The following is an 18,045-nucleotide window of genomic DNA, read 5'->3' on the forward strand; positions in this document are numbered from 1 at the left end:
AGAAAACATATGGAAAAAACCAAAAAGCTACAGATGGAATTGCCAAAAGAAGGACGCTTTATCAGTTCTGAATTCCCAATCTTGCGGGAAAATTTGACCAAAATTGATCAAGCCATTTGGGAAGTTGAGGAAAAGGTAGAGGGAAAAGCACCTTCAAAACACACGCACACAATAAGTGATGTTGCAGATCTTGAAATAGCTCTTAAGGCCAAGATGGCAGCGGATAAAACCTTCACTTTGACCGATTTGGGTGATATCGAAGGCGCAAAAGATGCCGCAAATAATTATGTTCTCTACAAAGCAAGCAACAATCACTTTACCTTTGGCAGTGCTATTTCCCTGTTAGGGGCACACAAACATAAACCCGATGATATTGTGGGTCTTGATGCGTTTAAAGCCAAAATCAACGAAGATCTCACAGCCTATGGTCGCCTAAAACAAGCCAATGAATGGCAGAATTATAATAAATTTACCAGCAAAGTTACCATGAGTGGTGGCTTAGAACTGTTGGGTAATTCGTCGTTTAGCCTCACCCATAATGGTGAAATGGTTACCAGTTTAAGCACAACAGGAAGCTCGCTTAAAGGACCTTTAAAAGTCGATGGTGATGTTGTTTATACGAAGGCGCAAGTGGATAAATTAATAGCTTCATTAATCAAAAAAGCCCGTTGAAATCCTGATGACACAAAGCGGACCTATACCCTTTCCTGAAGGCGTTAGCGATGACACAGAAATCGAAATATGTGCATGGGGTGGTGGAGGCGGCGGTGGCGGTGATGGTGGTAATAATAACGGCGGCGGCGGCGGTGGCGGGGGTCAATACGCACGTGTTAAAGTTAAAGGATCTGATCTAAAAAAATCGAAAACAGTTCAAATTGGTCGTGGGGGAAAAGGCGGCAGAAGCAACGGAAGTTATGGTGGATACACTATTATTAAAGGAATTATTTGTGCAGGTGGAGGTGGCTATGGTGGTGGCAATGACAACACCCCTGGTGGTTATACTAATGCCTACGGCAATCGTGGCAATGGTGGCAAAGGCGGGTTAGGTGGCATAGGCGGTGGCACTTGGAAAAAAAACGATGAGGATATGAAAAATGAGAGTTTTATTTTTTCTGGCGGATTAGGTGGTGCAGGCGGCAGCAACTCCGATATCAATGGAAGCCATGGTGGAAACAGTATTTATGGCGGTGGCGGCGGAGGCGGCGGAGGCAAAAAGAATGGCAAAGGCGGTTATGGTGGCAATAACGGAGGAGGTAATGGTGGTGATTACGGGGCTAACGGCGGAGGCGGAGGCGGCGGATATTTTCGTGGAAAAGATGGAAGTAAAATAGGCGGTGACGGTGGCGACGGAGCTATCTTGTTGAAATTTTTTATCTAGGAGTACTTGATGGAATATGCAGTTGTTGAAAATGGTGTGGTGACCAACATTATTGTCGCCTCAGAAGATTATGTTCATGCCTTTGATGGTGAGGCAATCCCTTCAAAGGAAGCGCAAATTGGCTGGACTTATCAGGACGGGGTGTTCTCTCCTCCCCTGTTGGATGAAAACACAAAACAATCCACATCTACGGAATTGATGGAAAAAGACACAATCGCAGAGCCTATGGATGCATCTCAGGAGAAAGGTGAACAAGCTTAGGCACATAGTGTAATGATGCTTATTGTACAAAAGCTTAAAGGCTTGTATGATTTTCTTTCTTTAAAGTCTTTTTAAAAGCCCTTTAAAGTTTTTTTTGACTGACAGTGTCAAGCTTATGAGAGAGTGTAGATGATTGTTATGGTCTCTCCATTAATTTGGAGAGCAAGATGGCAACAGAATTTAATCATGGTATTCGCATTGTAGAGGCTGGTGAGGATTCCCGTCCTTTAGCAACATTTGATCAGACCGCCATTGGGGCGGTTGTTACAGCCCCTGATGCGGATGCACAGATCTATCCCCTCAACGAGCCTATCCTTCTCTTTACGCATGAGGTGGAGAAACAGGATAGTGTTCTGTTTCATAAGCTTCAATTAACAAAACAAGAGTTTTCATTCTATCAAATTCTGGAGTATTAACTTCTGGCTGCTTATCAAACATTGCAGAGACAATTTCTAAAGCTTCTTGGTAATCTCTTTCAGTGCGAAGTGGTTTGATATTCATTTCTTAAATTCTTTTAGTTCTATAGTATTCCATTAACAATATTTAACTGTAACATTTTTGTTGACAATTGTCACTTAATATATTACATTTTATTTAAAATAAAGTTGTTGAGTTTGCTATGATCAAAACATTTAAAAATAAAGACCTACAATCTCTCTGGGAAACAGGAAAAAGTAAGATTGATAGCAGGCTTTATCAGCGTATTATTCGCCGTCTTGATACTCTTGACGCAGCTTCTCAAGTTAGTGATATCAATGTACCAGGTTATAATTTTCATATGCTTAAAGGCTTTACTCCAACTCGCTACACAATTCATATCAACGGTCCTTGGTGTATCACTTTTGAATTTAAAGACAGACACGTTTACCATGTTGATCTAGAGCAATACCATTGAAGGTTTTAAGATTAATTGTAAAGGAAACTATCCATGACTACGCGCAATCCTAATCGTTGTCCTTCTCATCCAGGAGAAATTTTAGCAGAATCCTTAGAACATTTAAATGCAAGCAAAACCGAAATTGCACGGATTCTTCAAATATCACGCCAGCACTTGCACGGCATCCTTAAAGGAGAACGTCCAGTCACAGCCGTAACAGCGGCTCGCATTGGTAAATTGTTAGGAAATGGACCAGCTCTCTGGCTACAGCTTCAAGCCAATTATGATACATGGCATGCCTTGAGGGACATTGATGTCTCTTCTATTCCAACATTAACAGCTAATAAAGTGGATATACAAATGGAACAGAGCCATTAAGAAAGGAATACCTCCCCGCCTTTGAAGACGAGGAGATAAATAGTGTTTTTAAATTAAGCTACTTTTGCAACAGGGCTTACTAAAACTCGTTTGGCTTCTTCAACAAGCGTTTTATAATGTTTGCTCTCTTCTGCTAGTGTAAAGGCTTTAACAAGATGCATGTGGAGAGGTCCATAAATGTAAACAGCTTTTTCAGTAGGTCCCATCTCATTCCAATTGCTTGGAAAATCAAAGCGTGTATCACGGTCATTATCAATTAACTGGTTTTTTAAATCATAGAAAGCTTTAACGAGTGCTTTTTTGAATGCACGCACCGTATCATTGTTACGCATATAGGTCATGAGTAGAATGGCTTGTGGTTCATTGAGGATAGCAACTTCTCTCTTTTGACCGCCTTTACCGTCTCTTTTACTCACTTGGATTTCAAATCCAAGTGAACCAAACTCTTCAAAATCCTTACGATTATTGCGTACTAACTGTATAACTGTTTTATGCGTATTACCCACACCCTCTGCAATTTTTAAAGAAGTTGTAACAGCAATACCAGCATTGTTGATTGTCACTAAATTGTTCATGATGAACTCCTAATGGTTTTAATGTCTCTATTGACACCCCCAAGGGTGCCGGGCGTTAGAAACACGGCCATTAGTCCGTCGCTATGTCTTCCCCTCGTGAGAAGGTATTGTATAGCATAGCTACACCCGACAAAATCGTTATATGCCAATAATAGCATAAAAGACAATCAGTATTTTAAATGCATGGGAGAGATCTTACGTGACCTATCCGCTAATGGTTTAGTGTTTCTAGCACTTGTGATTCGAATAACATGAGGGTTTATTAGTGTCAATATGCTTTTAAAAAATTATTTCACATATTGTTGTTTTCAAAGGATCGCATTTGAAATGCTACCCTTTACTATTCACTCGCATTTGAAATGCGAGTGAACCAAAATCCTTATGTTTTGCTGTTTTAAAGGGTGCGATTTCAAATCCAACCCTCATTTTTCCCATTCATTTTCATTCACCCCTCATTTAAAGGAGTATAAAGTATGGCGACAGGTTTTCTACACGGTGTTGAAGTTGTCGAGGTTGACGACGGCACCCGCCCCCTTCGCGCGGTTCAATCGGCAGTTATCGGGATTGTTGGCACGGCACCCGATGCCGATGACCGAGCATTTCCTCTTAACACACCGGTTTTGGTTACCGGTTCTCTTTCACAAGCAGCTAAACTGGATAAAACAGGCAAGCGTCAAGGCACCCTACCCAATGCCCTTGATCTCATTTTCAAGCAAGTGGGTGCTATTGTTGTTGTCGTCCGTGTGAACGAGGGTGACAATGAAAATGCAACTCTCACCAATGTTCTGGGCGGTGTGAACGCAAATGGTGCTTATGAAGGTGTCCATGCTTTGATTGGAGCACAATCCATTGTGGGACAAACACCACGCATTCTGATTGCTCCAAGCTTTACGCATCAACGCCCTCTCAGTCTTAGCAAGATTGATGTGATAAACCAAGGAAGTGGTTACACACAAGCAACCGTTAAAATTGCCGGCGGTGCAGAAGCAGAAGCAATCCTGAAAGATGGAAAAGTAACTTCTGTTGTCATTAAAGACAGTGGCTTTGATTATCACACCGCCCCAAATGTGACGATTGAAGGAGATGGCACTGGTGCGACAGCCAAAGCCGAAATCAGTACAACCTCTAATCCTGTTGCAGCAGAACTCATTGGCATTGCAGAGCGTCTGCGTGCTATTGTGGTGCTTGATGCACAAAACACGACAGATGAAGCAGCCCTTAGTGCAGCAAAGGATTTTGATTCAAAGCGCGCCATTATCGTTGACCCTTTTGTAAAGGTAAATCGTGATGGAAAAATTGTAGAACAGCCAGCAAGTGCAGCGGTTGCTGGTGTCATTGCTAAAACAGATTTTACAAATGGTTTTTGGCATTCCCCTTCAAACAAAGTGATTAATGGCATTGTTGGAACTGCGCGCCCCATTGATTTTTCTATTGGTGATCGATCAAGCCGTGCCAACCTTCTTAACGAACAAAACATCACAACCATTATTCGTGAAAACGGCTATCGCCTCTGGGGTAATCGCACCCTTTCAAGTGATACAAAATTTGCTTTCTTATCGGTGGTGAGAACCGCAGATATGATTAATGACGCCATTTTGCGCGGGCATCTATGGGCTGTCGACCGCAATATCAAAAAGACCTACATGAGTGATGTGAGTGAAAGCGTCAATGCCTATTTGCGTGATTTAAAAGCACAAGGCGCCATTCTTGGTGGGCGCTGTACGCCAGATCCAGAGTTGAATACAGCAAGCGCTATTGAAGGCGGCAGAGTCTATTTCAATGTCGAATTCACACCAACAACACCCGCAGAACACATCACATTCCGTTCACGCATTGTGAATGATTACTTAGAGGAGATTTTTTAATGGCTATCCCCGTTTTACCAAGAGTTTTGAAATATTTTAACATTTTTGTCGACGGTATTCCCTATCAAGCAAAATGTGAAAGCGTAACATTACCGAATTTGAACTTGGTCGTTGAAAGCTATCGCGGGGGTGGCATGGATTCCTCCATTGAAGTTGACCTTGGTCTTGAAACTCTCATTCTCACCATGACCATTTCTGATTGCTCTCCAGAATTAATGGCACTGTTGGGGCGCACTGATGTCGACATTTCATTACGAAGTTCAATGCAAGCGCAAGGCACACCTGCAGAAGGTGTTGTCATTACCATGAGAGGACTATGCAAAGGCTTTGAAATGGCAGAATGGCAACCGGGGAGCAAAGCAACATCCACAGCAACATTCACATTGCAGTATTTCAAATATGTCCAGAAAGATGTGGAAATTGTTGAGATAGATGTCCTCAACTTGGTGAGAAAATTCAATGGCATTAATCAATTAGCAGACCATAGAGCAAATATAGGATTATAAGAATGACAGTACAAACAAGCATCATACATAAATTATTGATACCTGTTACCTTTGAAGGAAAAGAGCATACCGAAATCACCTTACGGCGCCCCAAAACAAAAGATGTGCAAGCAATCGATAAGAAGGAAGGCGTTGAACAAACAATCGCTATGGTTTCGCGCCTTTCTGAATGGCCGCATGAGGCGATTGGCGAACTCGATATCAATGATTTGGCAAGCATTGGAGAGATTTTGGAGTCTTTTATCAAGCGGCGGGACACCTCGACTGGGAAACCGCCGCTAAACTGATCGCCGATATCGCCATTGTGTTCCATTGGTCCCTTTCAGACATGATGGAAATGGAACCGCAAGAACTCATATTCTGGCGAAAACAAGCAGCAGAAAGGTATAAGACAAAATGAGTGAAAAAGTTGCTGATGCAAAGGTAAAATTGTCTCTTGAAGACAAACTCACTGCACCTCTTAAACATCTTCAAAAAAAATTCGATACATTGTCAAAAACACTCTCACAGAGATTAAGTATTCCGCGCTTTTCTGCTGCTGTCAAAAACATGACAAAAAGCCTTCATGGTGTCCAAAGTGCTCTTGGCACGGCGGCAAGCCGTGCTTCAGTCTTTACTGGTGCTTTAGGGCTTGCTGGTGGGGGTCTTGTGGCAAGTGTAACTGCCCAAAACCATGCATCTGGGCGATAGTCTTTATCACGCATCACGCCATTTAAATATGAGTGTTGCATCGCTTCAATTATGGGGTGATGCAGCCGATAATTCAGGCACTTCCGCCGAACTTTTTCAACAGTCCTTAGCGGTTTTAAATAGGCGTTCTGCGCAAGCCTATGCTGGACAAAAAAGAGGCATGATGGGCTTTGAAGCGCTTGGCATTTCTGTCAAAAATACTTCTGGAAAACTCAAATCCACTTCTGTCTTGTTAGAAGAAATTACCGACAAGATGAGTAAGATGAAAAATCAAGCACAAAGACAGCATATTGCCGCTCTGCTGTTTGGTGGTGATAGCAAGGAAATGGCCGCCATGCTTGCGCAAGGGATGGCGCCAATCAAAGAGCTCTTTGCAAAGGCGCGGAAAGGAAAATGGCTGATAGGTGCCGATGTTGCACGCTATGCAGCAGATTTAAGTGACAAAATGGGAGCCTTTAAGAAAAAAATAGGCGGTATCGCTAGTTTTATTGGTGCACGTTTCATGCCCGTCATCAATGATATGATTGACGGTTTTTCAAAGTTGATTGATGAAAACCGCGACCTTATTCAAACAACCGTTGCTGGATGGGCTAAAACCTTAAAAAAAGTCTTTAATGATTTGCTTAATCCTACTTCTGATTTAAGAAAAGGCATTAGCGATCTCACGGAGAGGATTAAAGGCTGGTTTCGCTGGCTAGAGCCGTTGATTGGTGAAATAACCCTCTTTAAGGTAGGGCTTGTGGCACTTGGTTCATTCATTTTTGGTCCACTCATTGCCGCATTAGCAGCTGTGGGGACAGCGTTTGTCACGCTTGGCTATGCAATCATGACCACACCTATCGGCTGGATACTTGGTGGTATTACGGCACTTGTTGGAGCCGGATATCTGCTTTACAAAAATTGGGACAAAATCAATGGCTGGCTGCTTACATCACTAGCCATAGTAAGCGCAGTTTTTATCAGGCTTGCTTTCGCTCTTTCAGGACCAGTGCTTTCAGCCTTCACTTCCGTTGGTTCTAAAATTACCGGTCTGGCTGCAAATCTTGGAAAATCCCTGCTCTCAAAAATAATCGCAGCAGATAAAGCTTTTATTAGATTTTCTGCTACTCTAGGAAGATCACTGCTTTCAGCATTAGCCTCAGCTGCTTCCGCAGTTGCCAGTCTTGCTTTAACTCTTGTAGGTACACTGATTTCGGCAATAACTGCCGTTGGTTCTGCTTTTATATTGCTCGGTATCACAATCATGACCACACCTATCGGTTGGATAATTGGTGGCATTGCAGCTCTTGTAGGCGCTGGATATTTGCTCTACAAAAATTGGGATACGGTAGTGAACTTCATAAGCAACTTGTGGGATTCTTTTGCTAGCTTGTGTAGTAGCGTTTTTGGTAAACTCTTTACTCTGTTTAAAAAGTTTTCACCACTCTCTTGGATTGCGAAAAAAATCAATGCATTGATTGATTGGCTGTTTGGGGTCAATCTCATGGAAGCAGGTGCCAATCTGATTGGAGGACTGTGGGACGGTATCAAAAGCAAATGGACTGATCTATGCAACTGGTTTAGCGGCATGATAAGCAAATTAACCAGCTGGATGCCTCATTGGATGAAAGAAAAGCTCGGTTTTAACGTCTCAATCAACAAAACTTCAACCCAAACCATTAAAACCTTTACCGATGAAACCAGTGCTCGGGCAAAAAAAATGCTGGATACAGCAGTGGTTACAAATACCCCACCTGAAAAACGCAAGAGTGGTTTTAATACAAGTGTCGTTGAAACAGGACAAATGCAAGCAACAAATGCAAAAATGGGTGCCTTTAAAACTCCAAAGCCAATTACGGTTCATAAACCCGTTGAAGTAGACGCCCGTGTAACCATTACAAATCTCAATATTTCAGTACCAAATGGTCTCAAGGACGAAATCAGAGACGCTGTCAATCAAGCACTTGAACGCTATGCAAAACAGCAACGTTTAGCCATAGCCTCTAGCCTTTCGGATTAAATACCATGATGTTAGCTTTGGGTGGTTTTATCTTTTCCATTGAAACAGCAGCTTATCAAACACTTGATCTGTCTTATGGGGTTCCATGGGTAGAGCAAGGGCGATTGGGGCGAAAGGCTGCTCTTCAATTGCCTGCTGTTGCAAATGCGGAATTTTCTTTAGCAGGCGTGATTTATCCAGATTTCAAAGGTGGTCACAGACAGCTCGAATATTTGCGACAAATAGCGCATATGGGACCTCACATTCTTGTGACCGGTCAGGGCAAAATCTTAGGTAAGTTTGTCATTCTTTCCGTAGAGGAAAAGCAAAGCGTTTTTCATCATAATGGCACCCCCAAAAAACAAGAATTTACAATAAAATTGAGAGAATATGGTGAAGACCTATGAGTGACCTTTACAAGACCAAAGATGGCGATATGGTCGATGCCATTTGCTGGAAATACTATGCCAAAGGTCAACAAGCACTTGCTGTTGAACGCGTCTATGCAGCGAATTTGGGGCTTGCAGACTATGGACCCATTTTAAAAGCAGGTATCACAATAGTTTTGCCGTCCCTTCCCTATCCGAAAGCCACACCAGTGATCAGAATTTGGGGTAGCAAATCATGAAACCTTTTTGCATGGTTCTAGCAAATGGGGAAGACATCACCAAAACGCTCATGGATTATGTTTTATCGATTGAAATTACCGATGAAGCAGAAAACAAAAGTGATCGTATCACTATAGAGCTTGATGACCGCGCCCGTGACAGTGATAACGGCTTTCTTGATATTCCTCTTATTGGGACAGTTATTTCTGTAACTCTTGGCTATGAAGGCGGGAAAAACCGCGATATGGGAGCCTATCTGATAGACGAAATCTCTGTAAGCAGCCCACCACAAAGCTTAAGTGTGACAGGGCGCGCCGCATCAATGAACATGTCTTATAGAACTCCAAAAAGCCAATCCTATCACCAGCAAACCCTTGGCAGTATTGTTCAAGAGATAGCAGAGCGCAATGGCTATACACCAAAAGTTGATCCTTCTCTTGCAAAAATCGTTGTGCGTCATATTGATCAAACATCAGAAAGCGATATGGCTTTTGCCACACGCCTTGCAGAAGAATATGATGCGGTAGCAAAGCCCGTTGATGGCAAACTTGTGCTCGCCAAACGGGGTGAAGGCAAAGCCATCACCGGTGAAACACTCCCTATTGTTGTTATTCATGAGAAACATTGCACCTCTTGGGATTTTAAATACAGCGCACGGGATGAAGCAGGTGCAGCCAATGGCTTAGCAACAGATGTGGGGGACGACCAAAAAGCCGCTGCTGATGCACGAAAACCAGAAGAGATTGATGATGATGAAAACTTTATCCATATGGATGACAATGACCGTGCACCACCATCTGAATCGGAAAAAGCAGAAACAACACCTGAGAAAGAAGAAGAAGACAAAGAGAAAAAAGGCGGTGTTCTCGCAACCTATCATGATATCCGCAGTGGTGAAAAAAAAGAAGTCAAAGTTGGTAACCCGCCGTTTCATGAACTCAAATATACCTACCATAACCAATCAGAGGCTGTTGCGGCCATTGCTGCTTATCGCAATAAGTCATCACGCGGTAAGTCTTCTTTCTCATGTGATATCGGTGGAGATCCCTTTGTGCAAGCAGAAGCAAAGCTTGTTCAAGAGCCCCCTTTCCGCCCCTATATTCCAGCAGAATGGCGCATCAAAAGTGTTAAGCACAAACTTGATAAAACGGGTGGTTACACCACAAAAATAGAGTGCGAACTTTTTGACGAAGCACAAGAAAATGCGGCTGAAAACGTTGCAAACACAACACCAGACAAGGACGATACCCTTGATCCAAATGCTCCACCAGACGCATGCGACGAAGGAGACGGCGTCATCCATATGGATGAAGAGGATATCAATTAGCAAAAATATCAAAAAATTACCATAAGCTACTTGACAATGTGGCGACAATATGAATAATCGAATCAGGTGCTTGAAAAACACCTTAAACCAATAGCGGATGGATTGCCGATACAGTCTCTTTTCCGCACATTAAAGGCTTTGACTCATTGTATGTTACACGCATATAATGGCTTTGTCGGGTGTGGTTACGCTATACAATACCCTTACGGGAAAAGCGTAACGACGGACTATTGGCCGTGTTTTTCAGCACCCGGCACTCTTTTCAGAGTGTCAATGAAAAACATCTAACCAATAGGAGCTCACATGAACACTCTTATTCCGATATCGGAACAAACTGTTGGACAGGAAATTGTTCAAACAGTAAATGCACGTGAATTGCATAGTTTTTTAGAAGTAGGTAAAAAATTTGCGGACTGGATTACCGAACGTATCAACAAATATAATTTGGTAGAAAATCAAGACTTTGTTTGCTTCCCTATTTTGGGAAGCAAAGGCAGAGGTGGCCACAATCGTAAAGATTATCATCTAACTTTAAGTGTAGCAAAAGAGCTTTCTATGCTTGAGAACAATAAGAAAGGTAGAGAAGCACGTTTATACTTCATTGAATGTGAACGGCTTTTGAAACAAGTAACAACACCACAAGTTGACTATTCCAAACCGGAAGCATTGCTTGGTGTTTTGAACCACCTACAAAGCCAGATCGAGCAGAAAGATCATGTTATTGCAGAATTGACACCAAAAGCAAAAGCTTTGGAAGGCTTAAAACGCTCTGATGGTTTGTTTGGCTTGATTGAAGCAGCAAAAATGTTAGAGGTAAGACCTAAGGATTTAACTGATTATTTGCGTAAACATGATTGGGTGTATCGACGTGCTCCAGGGGCGCCTCTGTTACCTTATCAGGATAAGATCAAGAAAGGATTCATGGATTGCCCTGCCATCACCATTCAAAGACCTGATGGAACAGAAAAGGTGCTCCCTTCAACAAAAATCACACCAAAAGGTTTGGCATGTTTAAGAGAACAAATCCATGGAGGTGTACAATGAATAGCAGTGTCGACTTCTTATGCGATTTGTGGATAGCATTGTTTAAGCTTTCTAATCATCGAGGCATTGGAGATGAGGACTGCAATGCTATAGTTGAGGTAATGGAATCGGTCGTAGATGCTCTGGTTTTAAAGCTTCAAAATGACGTGCCTAATATTACAAAGATTTTGGCAATCCTTACAGATTTTGGAGCTTCAGAGTTACCGCATAGCATGGATTCTTTGGTGCGAACTTATGAACCAAATTTAGATAACCCCATTAAAAAGGTTGCTTAAGTACCTCCCTTGCCCATCTTTAAAGGTGGGGAGGTAGTCAAGATGCTTCTTCTAAAGCCGCTTGTTCCTTACAATTATTTTGGATAGGCGTTAAGCTAATCTGCAAATTTAAAGCACTCAAAACACTGAGAAAAGTAGAAAGCCGTGGGTCGCCTTTATCACTTAAAGAACGATAGAGGGACTCGCGATTTAAACCTGTCTCTTGAGAAACAGCTGTCATTCCTTGTTTACGTGCAATAATACCTAATACATGTGCAATATAACCACTATTTTTAGTTTCTAAAGCATCATCTAATAAAATCTTAAAGTCTTCAGGCGTGTTAAAATATTCACTTACATCAAATTTAGTAATTTCCATGTTTCATTTCCTTTACTAATTGAAGGGCTTTTTCGATATCTTTTTGTTGTGTGGATTTATCACCAGCATTTAACAATAAAATGATTTGTTTTCCTTGTTTTACAAAATAAACCCGATAGCCTGGTCCATAATTTATTTTTAACTCACCAATACCACGGAAATATTTCACGTCTCCTAGAAGCCCATATTCAAGGCGGAAAATACGTGCAGCAATTTTCTTTTGCACTTGTTTGTCTTTTAATGAGTCTAACCACTCTGTAAAATAGTGTGTTTTTTTAACAATAAACATCTGTAGTTTATATGCTACAAAGTTGATAATGTCAAATACATTATTTTGTTCCAATGAAAAAGCTACATAAGTTTTAACAAGCTATCTTTTCGAATGGGAAAGATGTCAATTTTTTAATCCAGCTCTGCTTTTTGCGGAGCTTTTTTTATGGAGCAACATATGCGAAAAATATCATCAGAAGGACTTGCACTTATCAAACAATGGGAAGGTTTGCGCTTAAACGCCTACAAAGATGCCATTGGGGTGTGGACAATAGGCTATGGACATACAAACAGTGCCGGAAAACCTTTTGTTCACAAAGGCATGACAATCACTGAAAAGCAAGCAGAAGAACTTCTTTGCCAAGATTTAAGACAATTTGAAAATGCCGTTGAACGCGCTGTTACAGTTTCATTAACGGATGAACAATTCGCGGCGTTAGTATCTTTTTGCTATAATGTAGGAACAGGAGCCTTTTGTAATTCGACACTGTTAAAAAAGCTTAATCAAGGTGAATATGAAGCTGTCCCTGCAGAGCTACAGAAATGGACCAAAGCAGGCGGGAGGCGTTTGCAAGGTCTAGCTCACCGGCGTGCGGCAGAAACAGGCTTATGGGCAAAAGGGGCTTATGTTTCCTCCAATTATCAAACAGTCGAAACGCAAGCACCAACGGGGGTTTTCAAAGCAGAAGCCCTTGCACCGATTATTGGCTCTTTTTCAGGTCTTGGTGGTTTGTTAGCAGGAAATGGACCAATCCAATGGGCTTTGGCAACCATTATGGTTTTAGCCGCATGTGCTGGTATTTTCTTTGTTGCTAAACGCTTTCAGGAGCACCGCCTATGATCTTATGGATGAAAAGAAATCTGATGATAACAGGTGCGGCTTTAGCCGCTTTTTTTATTGCATTAGCAAGAGCTTTTACTCTTGGTAAAAAGAGTGAACAACAAAAGCAAACAGAAAAAGCTTTAAAAGCAGCCACAACACGTCTGGAGGTGGAAAGTGAAGTTAATCAAAAAAGTGATGCTGATGTGCGTGCTGCTCTCTCTCGCTGGTTGCGCGACAAATAAATATGCTTCTTCTTGTGTTGGCTGGTTACCAATTTATGTAGATAAGCAAGATCTGAACACCATCAGTTCAAACTTAGCAAGAGAGATCTTAAAGCACAATAATCTAGGTGAACGCTTGTGTGGGTGGAAACATGGCTAGAAAAAAAACACAAGACGATATAGAGCTTACAGAAGCAGAAAAAGAAATCCTTCAAGAAATCATCATGACCTACAAAAGTGTAAAAGTGATGTCGCGTTATACAAAATGGATTGTACTCATTATACTCTTATTAGCGCTTGATTTTTCACGTATTATGGATGCGTTTGTAAGTATTTTTACACAAAAACCAAATATCCGACTCTAAACATACTCTGAGACGCGCGAAATCCTTTAGAAAATGGATTCTTAAATTTTCTCGTCTCATGGAGGCTATCAATAATAGCTTTACACATTTAAAACAGTGGATTTCAAAGAATTCAAAAAATTATTAGAGAATATTGGAGGAAAAAGATGAGCTTTGTAACGATATGTTGGAAAATCCTATTCCCGAACTTTTGTTAACGCTCCCGAACCTTTAAAAAGATTACAAAGAATCAATATGTTATACATAGGAGAAAATTGGATGGCGGAGAGAGAGGGATTCGAACCCTCGATATGGTTTCCCATATACACGCGTTCCAGGCGTGCGCCTTCAACCACTCGGCCACCTCTCCAGAGGTCTGCACTATACCCAGAAAGAAATAACGTGCAAGCTTAAACTCTCAATTCAAAATTAAAAAAACAACTTCCTTTATCAAAGGAAGATACAATATTTATTAAATAACAAGCACATCCTCTCTTTTTAAGAAGAAACTTTTTTCCGTGGATAGTCCTCTAAAATGCAATAAATGGGTTGTCATAAATCAGCAATTTTCTTAGTTATTCACCCCTCTCACCTCATGAACAACACTATTCTCAAATTGATATGCTGCGCATGTTTTTTCAAAAATCAAATAACTAAGCACCACCATAATCTCTGTTACCACTGATTTTCTCCAGCAATCAACAGCATAAGCGTCTACATTAACCTCTTGATCACCAAAACTAAAACATGCTTTCACTGGGATAAAAAACTTCATTCTAACAAAAATGATTTATACTGTGATTGCTTACTAAATTGCAGAATTGCCTAAATCTTATCCCCCCCCCTTAAAATTCTTTTTTACTTTATATCATTGCTAAGAGCACGCACATCGCGTGCATTTTCACACTGTAATGCTTTTTTTGCCAAAATTTTCATATCTTCAAAACTATGCGCCTGCAAACACGCTTTTATTGAAGGAATATCACAGGATATCATGGAAAGTTCATGAATCCCCAATCCAGTCAAAATCATCGCTGCAAAAGGATCTCCAGCCATACCGCCACACACACTAACCCAACAGTTATGTTTTGCTGCCCCCTGAATAGTTTGGTAAATCATGCGCAAAACCGCTGGATCAAGACTATCAGCGTCAGTTACAAGGTAAGGATTTTGTCGATCAACAGCCATTGTATACTGAGTTAAATCGTTGGTTCCAATCGAGAAAAAATCAACGTAAGCACTTAAAACATCTGCCATAATGGCAGCTGCTGGAACTTCAATCATAATACCAAATTTTAATTTTGGCGCACCAATATCATTCTGTATTTCTTCCGCAATCTTTTTCATAGAAAAAATCTCTGAAACAGACATGACCATTGGAAACAGAATCCATAGATCACCCCCCTCTTTTGCTGCTCGATACAAAGCACGTAACTGGGGTACCAAAAGATCACGCCGACGTAACAAAAGCCGCGTTCCTCGAACACCTAAAAATGGATTGTCCTCTTTAGATAAATGTAAATGTGCAATCTGTTTATCCCCACCAATATCGAGCGCACGAATAATTAATGGCTTATCTCCCACAGCCGCAATCATCGCTCGATATATATCAAATTGTGTCTCTTCATCCGGAATGTGTGGACTATCTAAAAACAAAAATTCTGTACGCATGAGTCCAATACCTTCTGCTCCTAAATCAAAGGCAACAGGAACCTGACTTGCGTAATTGACATTAGCCATGATACGAATCCTTTGACCATCTGTCGTTTGTACAGGCAGTGCACATACACGTATCTCATTGTCACGCTTTTGCGTTAAAATACCTATCTGTTTTTGAGCGTCTTCAACATCTACAGGAGCAGGATCAAGATAAATAAAACCATTATCGCCATCAATAATGGCCTGAATATCACTCTCGATAGCCAAAACATCAGAACCAGCAGCGACAACCATTGGAATACCGAGCGTGCGGGCTAAAATAGCTGTATGAGACATCGGACCACCCGATGCCGTTACTAACCCACGCACTTTTGTACAATCAAGTTGAGCTACATCAGAGGGAGACAAATCATCCGTGATAAGAATAACATCACGTGGAATATCACTTAAAAAGAATGATCTATAGGATGGATTAATCTCACCCAAAACACGACGACCAACATCAACTAAATTAGCCGAACGCTCCTTCAAAAGAGGATTATCTATCTTAGAAAACACATCTGCAAACTGCCGAACTGCTCTATCCCAAGACCAAGCTACACCATGTCCTTCTGCTATAAAACGACAAGCTTGGGCTATCAAATTTTCATCTTCAAGCAAAACCATTTGCGCAGAAAAAATCGCAGCAGAGGCTTCCCCCATACGTGCTGTGATATCAGCAATAACTGATGCCATTTTTTGTTTTGTTTTCGTAAGAGCATTCTCAAGACATGCCGTACCAGCTGCAAAACCAATTGGATGGTCCATTATGAAAAAATCATTCTGTCTTAAAACAAAAATCTTGCCAACAGCTAAGCCTGGACTTGCCCCAACACCAGAAATACCTTTTTGCCTAGAGCGCGGATACCAACCATGAAAAATCTTGGTTTGAGCTTCCATTTCTCTCATCATACATTTTTCACTTATGCTCACTTTCTTCGCAACTGAAATTGCATCTTTAAGCAATTTTGCACCTTCGGCAGCATCCGTCGAAAAAATCAGAACATCACCGTTTTTTGCCCCTAATTGCAATAAACCAACCAAATTTTTCATCTCAACAGCATACTTACCACAGCGGACTCTGATAGAGCTCCGAGCTTTTTTTGCAAAATCAACCCAAAGAGAAGCTGGTCGCGCATGAAGACCACTTGGATAATCTAAAGTCCATTCCTGACACACAGAAAGGTCACCCATGAAAGTCCCCTTCATCTTCGTGTCCTGACCAAACAGAGTCGTAACAATCTGCTGTTTATCAGCAGTTGTTGAAAGCACTTCAAGCCGTTCCTTATCAAATAAAAGACGCGTTAATTTTGTGCAAATCTCTATATAGCGATCTGGACGAGCTGCAATAGCGATAACTAAGCGTGCTTTCTTCCCATCCCGCCACTCAACACCAGCAGGAATCTGTAAAACAGCAACAGCATCCCTGACAATTAAATCACAGCTTTCAATCATTCCATGGGGAATTGCTATACCATTACCAAGCCAAGTATTCATTACTGCTTCACGTTTGAGCATGCTTGTCAGATAATACTTGTCGACTGCACCAACCTGCACAAGCAATTCAGCAGCAGCATGAATTGCTTCATTTTTATGATCAAAAGCCGCTGAAAGTTGCACAGATCTTATAGATAAGATTTCTATCTCATTAAAATCTGTATTTATTGCCTCTGCTTCTTCACATCTCATCATGAACTTAAACTGCCTCATGTTTGAGCATGAATGTTTCTGATAAATTTTGTTTCAAACCTGCATTTCTCCAAATACAAAGCGTAAACAATCACGCGAATTTCCTTTTTAAAGAACATAACTAGGTAAAGCATTTAAACACTCAACGTGGTCCATAAAATGATTAGATATCGCCATCCACCGAATAGCTTAAAACCATCATAGGAAAATATGATTCCCACTCTTTACTTCACCAAGACAAATGCCCATCTCATTAATTGAAAGTCACTTTTTGAAAACATTCTCACCCTCCCAAGTTATTCGCAATAACTTGTCATTATCCCTCATATCAGAAAGCAGAATGCCCCAATCATCTGCAACTTAAACTGATTTTAACTTACCGCCCAATGAAAGCAACCCGCTCTTGCCCTTCTTTGAAGCATTACATAATCAAAAATTGCTACACGCAGCCTACCTTCCTTGAGATTACGCGCGGCTAAATATGCCCCCCGATATAAAATACTCAAGATACAGCCTTGACTACATTGTAGACTTCCCTTTCTTAAATAAATATTGTAACCACACAGCGCTCTCTGTGCTCTCTGTCTTCGCAGCTGCAAAAATGGATACCCACAACAAAACAACATCCTCGCTAACTAAATAAATACAGCTCACACCCGCCTTAATTTCTAAGTACTTTGGCAAATAAGGCTATAAAATTAAAAGTGTTGTTGCCTTAAAGCAATCCTTGCTCTTCTGCTGGATTTTATTTTCATAAAACTCACCACCAGAGAGATCAAAAAAACATTCTTGATGCAACGGATTTTGCACATAGGCCATTTTGATATTTTCAAATTTAATCCCCTTAATAGCATAACTTCACTATCGATTTACTGAAAAA

Annotated in this window: 21 protein-coding genes, 1 tRNA gene and 2 pseudogenes; 19 read left to right on the forward strand and 5 right to left on the reverse strand. The window is 41.1% G+C overall.

Features of this window, described 5'->3' with window-relative positions; all coding sequences use genetic code 11:
- Positions 1-9: 9 nt before the first annotated feature.
- The 5 genes and pseudogenes from QHG54_RS05210 to QHG54_RS05230 all read left to right on the forward strand — a co-directional run bounded on the left by QHG54_RS05210 (position 10) and on the right by QHG54_RS05230 (position 2,894).
- Positions 10-1,378: pseudogene (locus tag QHG54_RS05210) on the forward strand (Bgr_08870 family protein).
- A 9-nt stretch (positions 1,379-1,387) separates the two neighbouring features.
- Positions 1,388-1,639 (forward strand): hypothetical protein, encoded by a 252-nt coding sequence (locus tag QHG54_RS05215; RefSeq protein WP_317992668.1) that lies wholly within the window; start codon positions 1,388-1,390, stop codon positions 1,637-1,639.
- 167 nt (positions 1,640-1,806) lie between these two features.
- A pseudogene (locus QHG54_RS05220) lies at positions 1,807-1,980 on the forward strand (phage tail protein); the annotation flags it as partial.
- A 278-nt stretch (positions 1,981-2,258) separates the two neighbouring features.
- On the forward strand, positions 2,259-2,534 hold the full coding sequence (locus QHG54_RS05225; RefSeq protein ID WP_317992667.1) for a type II toxin-antitoxin system RelE/ParE family toxin: 276 nt from the start codon (positions 2,259-2,261) through the stop codon (positions 2,532-2,534).
- A gap of 33 nt (positions 2,535-2,567) precedes the next feature.
- Positions 2,568-2,894, forward strand: a complete 327-nt coding sequence (locus QHG54_RS05230; RefSeq protein WP_273791640.1) for a HigA family addiction module antitoxin — start codon at positions 2,568-2,570, stop codon at positions 2,892-2,894.
- A 53-nt stretch (positions 2,895-2,947) separates the two neighbouring features.
- Here the strand turns inward: QHG54_RS05230 and QHG54_RS05235 are convergent, their stop codons facing one another.
- On the reverse strand, positions 2,948-3,469 hold the full coding sequence (locus tag QHG54_RS05235; protein WP_317992666.1) for a Rha family transcriptional regulator: 522 nt from the start codon (positions 3,467-3,469) through the stop codon (positions 2,948-2,950).
- A 473-nt stretch (positions 3,470-3,942) separates the two neighbouring features.
- Here QHG54_RS05235 and QHG54_RS05240 point away from each other — a divergent pair, with 473 nt between their 5' ends.
- From QHG54_RS05240 to QHG54_RS05290, 11 genes are all read left to right on the forward strand, one after another.
- Positions 3,943-5,334: a phage tail sheath subtilisin-like domain-containing protein gene (locus QHG54_RS05240; RefSeq protein WP_317992665.1), complete on the forward strand. Its 1,392-nt coding sequence runs from the start codon at positions 3,943-3,945 to the stop codon at positions 5,332-5,334.
- Positions 5,334-5,840 (forward strand): phage major tail tube protein, encoded by a 507-nt coding sequence (locus tag QHG54_RS05245; protein WP_317992664.1) that lies wholly within the window; start codon positions 5,334-5,336, stop codon positions 5,838-5,840. The genes QHG54_RS05240 and QHG54_RS05245 overlap by 1 nt, the downstream gene beginning before the upstream one ends.
- A 2-nt stretch (positions 5,841-5,842) precedes the next feature.
- On the forward strand, positions 5,843-6,127 hold the full coding sequence (locus QHG54_RS05250) for a phage tail assembly protein (protein WP_317992663.1): 285 nt from the start codon (positions 5,843-5,845) through the stop codon (positions 6,125-6,127).
- 8 nt (positions 6,128-6,135) lie between these two features.
- Entirely contained in the window at positions 6,136-6,240 is a 105-nt protein-coding gene (locus QHG54_RS05255; RefSeq protein WP_317994066.1) for a GpE family phage tail protein, read from the forward strand.
- Positions 6,237-6,530 (forward strand): hypothetical protein, encoded by a 294-nt coding sequence (locus tag QHG54_RS05260; protein WP_406603973.1) that lies wholly within the window; start codon positions 6,237-6,239, stop codon positions 6,528-6,530. Before QHG54_RS05255 ends, QHG54_RS05260 begins: the two co-directional genes overlap by 4 nt.
- Positions 6,531-6,558: 28 nt before the next feature.
- Positions 6,559-8,529, forward strand: coding sequence for a phage tail tape measure protein (locus QHG54_RS05265; RefSeq protein ID WP_406603974.1), 1,971 nt, complete (start codon positions 6,559-6,561; stop codon positions 8,527-8,529).
- A gap of 5 nt (positions 8,530-8,534) precedes the next feature.
- A complete protein-coding gene (locus QHG54_RS05270; protein WP_406603975.1) occupies positions 8,535-8,915 on the forward strand; it encodes a phage tail protein in 381 nt (126 codons plus the stop codon).
- Positions 8,912-9,136, forward strand: coding sequence for a tail protein X (locus QHG54_RS05275; protein ID WP_406603976.1), 225 nt, complete (start codon positions 8,912-8,914; stop codon positions 9,134-9,136). Before QHG54_RS05270 ends, QHG54_RS05275 begins: the two co-directional genes overlap by 4 nt.
- Positions 9,133-10,443 (forward strand): phage late control D family protein, encoded by a 1,311-nt coding sequence (locus tag QHG54_RS05280; protein ID WP_406603977.1) that lies wholly within the window; start codon positions 9,133-9,135, stop codon positions 10,441-10,443. The genes QHG54_RS05275 and QHG54_RS05280 overlap by 4 nt, the downstream gene beginning before the upstream one ends.
- Before the next feature lie 303 nt (positions 10,444-10,746).
- On the forward strand, positions 10,747-11,487 hold the full coding sequence (locus tag QHG54_RS05285; RefSeq protein WP_406603978.1) for an antA/AntB antirepressor family protein: 741 nt from the start codon (positions 10,747-10,749) through the stop codon (positions 11,485-11,487).
- Positions 11,484-11,762: a hypothetical protein gene (locus QHG54_RS05290; RefSeq protein ID WP_406603979.1), complete on the forward strand. Its 279-nt coding sequence runs from the start codon at positions 11,484-11,486 to the stop codon at positions 11,760-11,762. The genes QHG54_RS05285 and QHG54_RS05290 overlap by 4 nt, the downstream gene beginning before the upstream one ends.
- 37 nt (positions 11,763-11,799) lie before the next feature.
- Here QHG54_RS05290 and QHG54_RS05295 read toward each other — a convergent pair whose 3' ends face one another.
- A complete protein-coding gene (locus QHG54_RS05295; RefSeq protein WP_273755886.1) occupies positions 11,800-12,120 on the reverse strand; it encodes an addiction module antidote protein in 321 nt (106 codons plus the stop codon).
- Positions 12,107-12,409 (reverse strand): type II toxin-antitoxin system RelE/ParE family toxin, encoded by a 303-nt coding sequence (locus QHG54_RS05300; protein WP_317994005.1) that lies wholly within the window; start codon positions 12,407-12,409, stop codon positions 12,107-12,109. The genes QHG54_RS05295 and QHG54_RS05300 overlap by 14 nt, the downstream gene beginning before the upstream one ends.
- 159 nt (positions 12,410-12,568) lie before the next feature.
- On the opposite strand from QHG54_RS05300, the gene QHG54_RS05305 reads away from it, so the two are divergent.
- The 3 genes from QHG54_RS05305 (at position 12,569) to QHG54_RS05315 (ending at position 13,799) form a co-directional block, all read left to right on the forward strand.
- A complete protein-coding gene (locus tag QHG54_RS05305; protein ID WP_406603980.1) occupies positions 12,569-13,231 on the forward strand; it encodes a lysozyme in 663 nt (220 codons plus the stop codon).
- Positions 13,228-13,455, forward strand: a complete 228-nt coding sequence (locus QHG54_RS05310; protein WP_317992655.1) for a hypothetical protein — start codon at positions 13,228-13,230, stop codon at positions 13,453-13,455. Before QHG54_RS05305 ends, QHG54_RS05310 begins: the two co-directional genes overlap by 4 nt.
- 131 nt (positions 13,456-13,586) lie before the next feature.
- Positions 13,587-13,799, forward strand: coding sequence for a hypothetical protein (locus tag QHG54_RS05315; protein ID WP_015856478.1), 213 nt, complete (start codon positions 13,587-13,589; stop codon positions 13,797-13,799).
- 259 nt (positions 13,800-14,058) lie between these two features.
- Here the strand turns inward: QHG54_RS05315 and QHG54_RS05320 are convergent.
- Positions 14,059-14,148 (reverse strand) — tRNA-Ser (locus QHG54_RS05320).
- A 488-nt stretch (positions 14,149-14,636) separates the two neighbouring features.
- Positions 14,637-17,168: a phosphoenolpyruvate--protein phosphotransferase gene (gene ptsP / locus QHG54_RS05325; protein ID WP_317992653.1), complete on the reverse strand. Its 2,532-nt coding sequence runs from the start codon at positions 17,166-17,168 to the stop codon at positions 14,637-14,639.
- Positions 17,169-18,045 lie beyond the last annotated feature (877 nt).

Origin of the sequence: Bartonella gliris (genome assembly GCF_045277155.1) — a bacterium.
GTDB classification, from domain to species: domain Bacteria; phylum Pseudomonadota; class Alphaproteobacteria; order Rhizobiales; family Rhizobiaceae; genus Bartonella; species Bartonella gliris.

Excerpts from the sequence above, each read along its gene's own strand:
- QHG54_RS05215 (WP_317992668.1), top strand. The coding sequence starts at position 1,388 with ATGGAATATGCAGTTGTTGAAAATGGTGTGGTGACCAACATTATTGTC.
- QHG54_RS05225 (WP_317992667.1), top strand. The coding sequence starts at position 2,259 with ATGATCAAAACATTTAAAAATAAAGACCTACAATCTCTCTGGGAAACA.
- QHG54_RS05230 (WP_273791640.1), top strand. The coding sequence starts at position 2,568 with ATGACTACGCGCAATCCTAATCGTTGTCCTTCTCATCCAGGAGAAATT.
- QHG54_RS05235 (WP_317992666.1), bottom strand. The coding sequence starts at position 3,469 with ATGAACAATTTAGTGACAATCAACAATGCTGGTATTGCTGTTACAACT.
- QHG54_RS05240 (WP_317992665.1), top strand. The coding sequence starts at position 3,943 with ATGGCGACAGGTTTTCTACACGGTGTTGAAGTTGTCGAGGTTGACGAC.
- QHG54_RS05245 (WP_317992664.1), top strand. The coding sequence starts at position 5,334 with ATGGCTATCCCCGTTTTACCAAGAGTTTTGAAATATTTTAACATTTTT.
- QHG54_RS05250 (WP_317992663.1), top strand. The coding sequence starts at position 5,843 with ATGACAGTACAAACAAGCATCATACATAAATTATTGATACCTGTTACC.
- QHG54_RS05260 (WP_406603973.1), top strand. The coding sequence starts at position 6,237 with ATGAGTGAAAAAGTTGCTGATGCAAAGGTAAAATTGTCTCTTGAAGAC.
- QHG54_RS05265 (WP_406603974.1), top strand. The coding sequence starts at position 6,559 with ATGAGTGTTGCATCGCTTCAATTATGGGGTGATGCAGCCGATAATTCA.
- QHG54_RS05270 (WP_406603975.1), top strand. The coding sequence starts at position 8,535 with ATGATGTTAGCTTTGGGTGGTTTTATCTTTTCCATTGAAACAGCAGCT.
- QHG54_RS05275 (WP_406603976.1), top strand. The coding sequence starts at position 8,912 with ATGAGTGACCTTTACAAGACCAAAGATGGCGATATGGTCGATGCCATT.
- QHG54_RS05280 (WP_406603977.1), top strand. The coding sequence starts at position 9,133 with ATGAAACCTTTTTGCATGGTTCTAGCAAATGGGGAAGACATCACCAAA.
- QHG54_RS05285 (WP_406603978.1), top strand. The coding sequence starts at position 10,747 with ATGAACACTCTTATTCCGATATCGGAACAAACTGTTGGACAGGAAATT.
- QHG54_RS05290 (WP_406603979.1), top strand. The coding sequence starts at position 11,484 with ATGAATAGCAGTGTCGACTTCTTATGCGATTTGTGGATAGCATTGTTT.
- QHG54_RS05295 (WP_273755886.1), bottom strand. The coding sequence starts at position 12,120 with ATGGAAATTACTAAATTTGATGTAAGTGAATATTTTAACACGCCTGAA.
- QHG54_RS05300 (WP_317994005.1), bottom strand. The coding sequence starts at position 12,409 with ATGTTTATTGTTAAAAAAACACACTATTTTACAGAGTGGTTAGACTCA.
- QHG54_RS05305 (WP_406603980.1), top strand. The coding sequence starts at position 12,569 with ATGCGAAAAATATCATCAGAAGGACTTGCACTTATCAAACAATGGGAA.
- QHG54_RS05310 (WP_317992655.1), top strand. The coding sequence starts at position 13,228 with ATGATCTTATGGATGAAAAGAAATCTGATGATAACAGGTGCGGCTTTA.
- QHG54_RS05315 (WP_015856478.1), top strand. The coding sequence starts at position 13,587 with ATGGCTAGAAAAAAAACACAAGACGATATAGAGCTTACAGAAGCAGAA.
- ptsP (WP_317992653.1), bottom strand. The coding sequence starts at position 17,168 with ATGATGAGATGTGAAGAAGCAGAGGCAATAAATACAGATTTTAATGAG.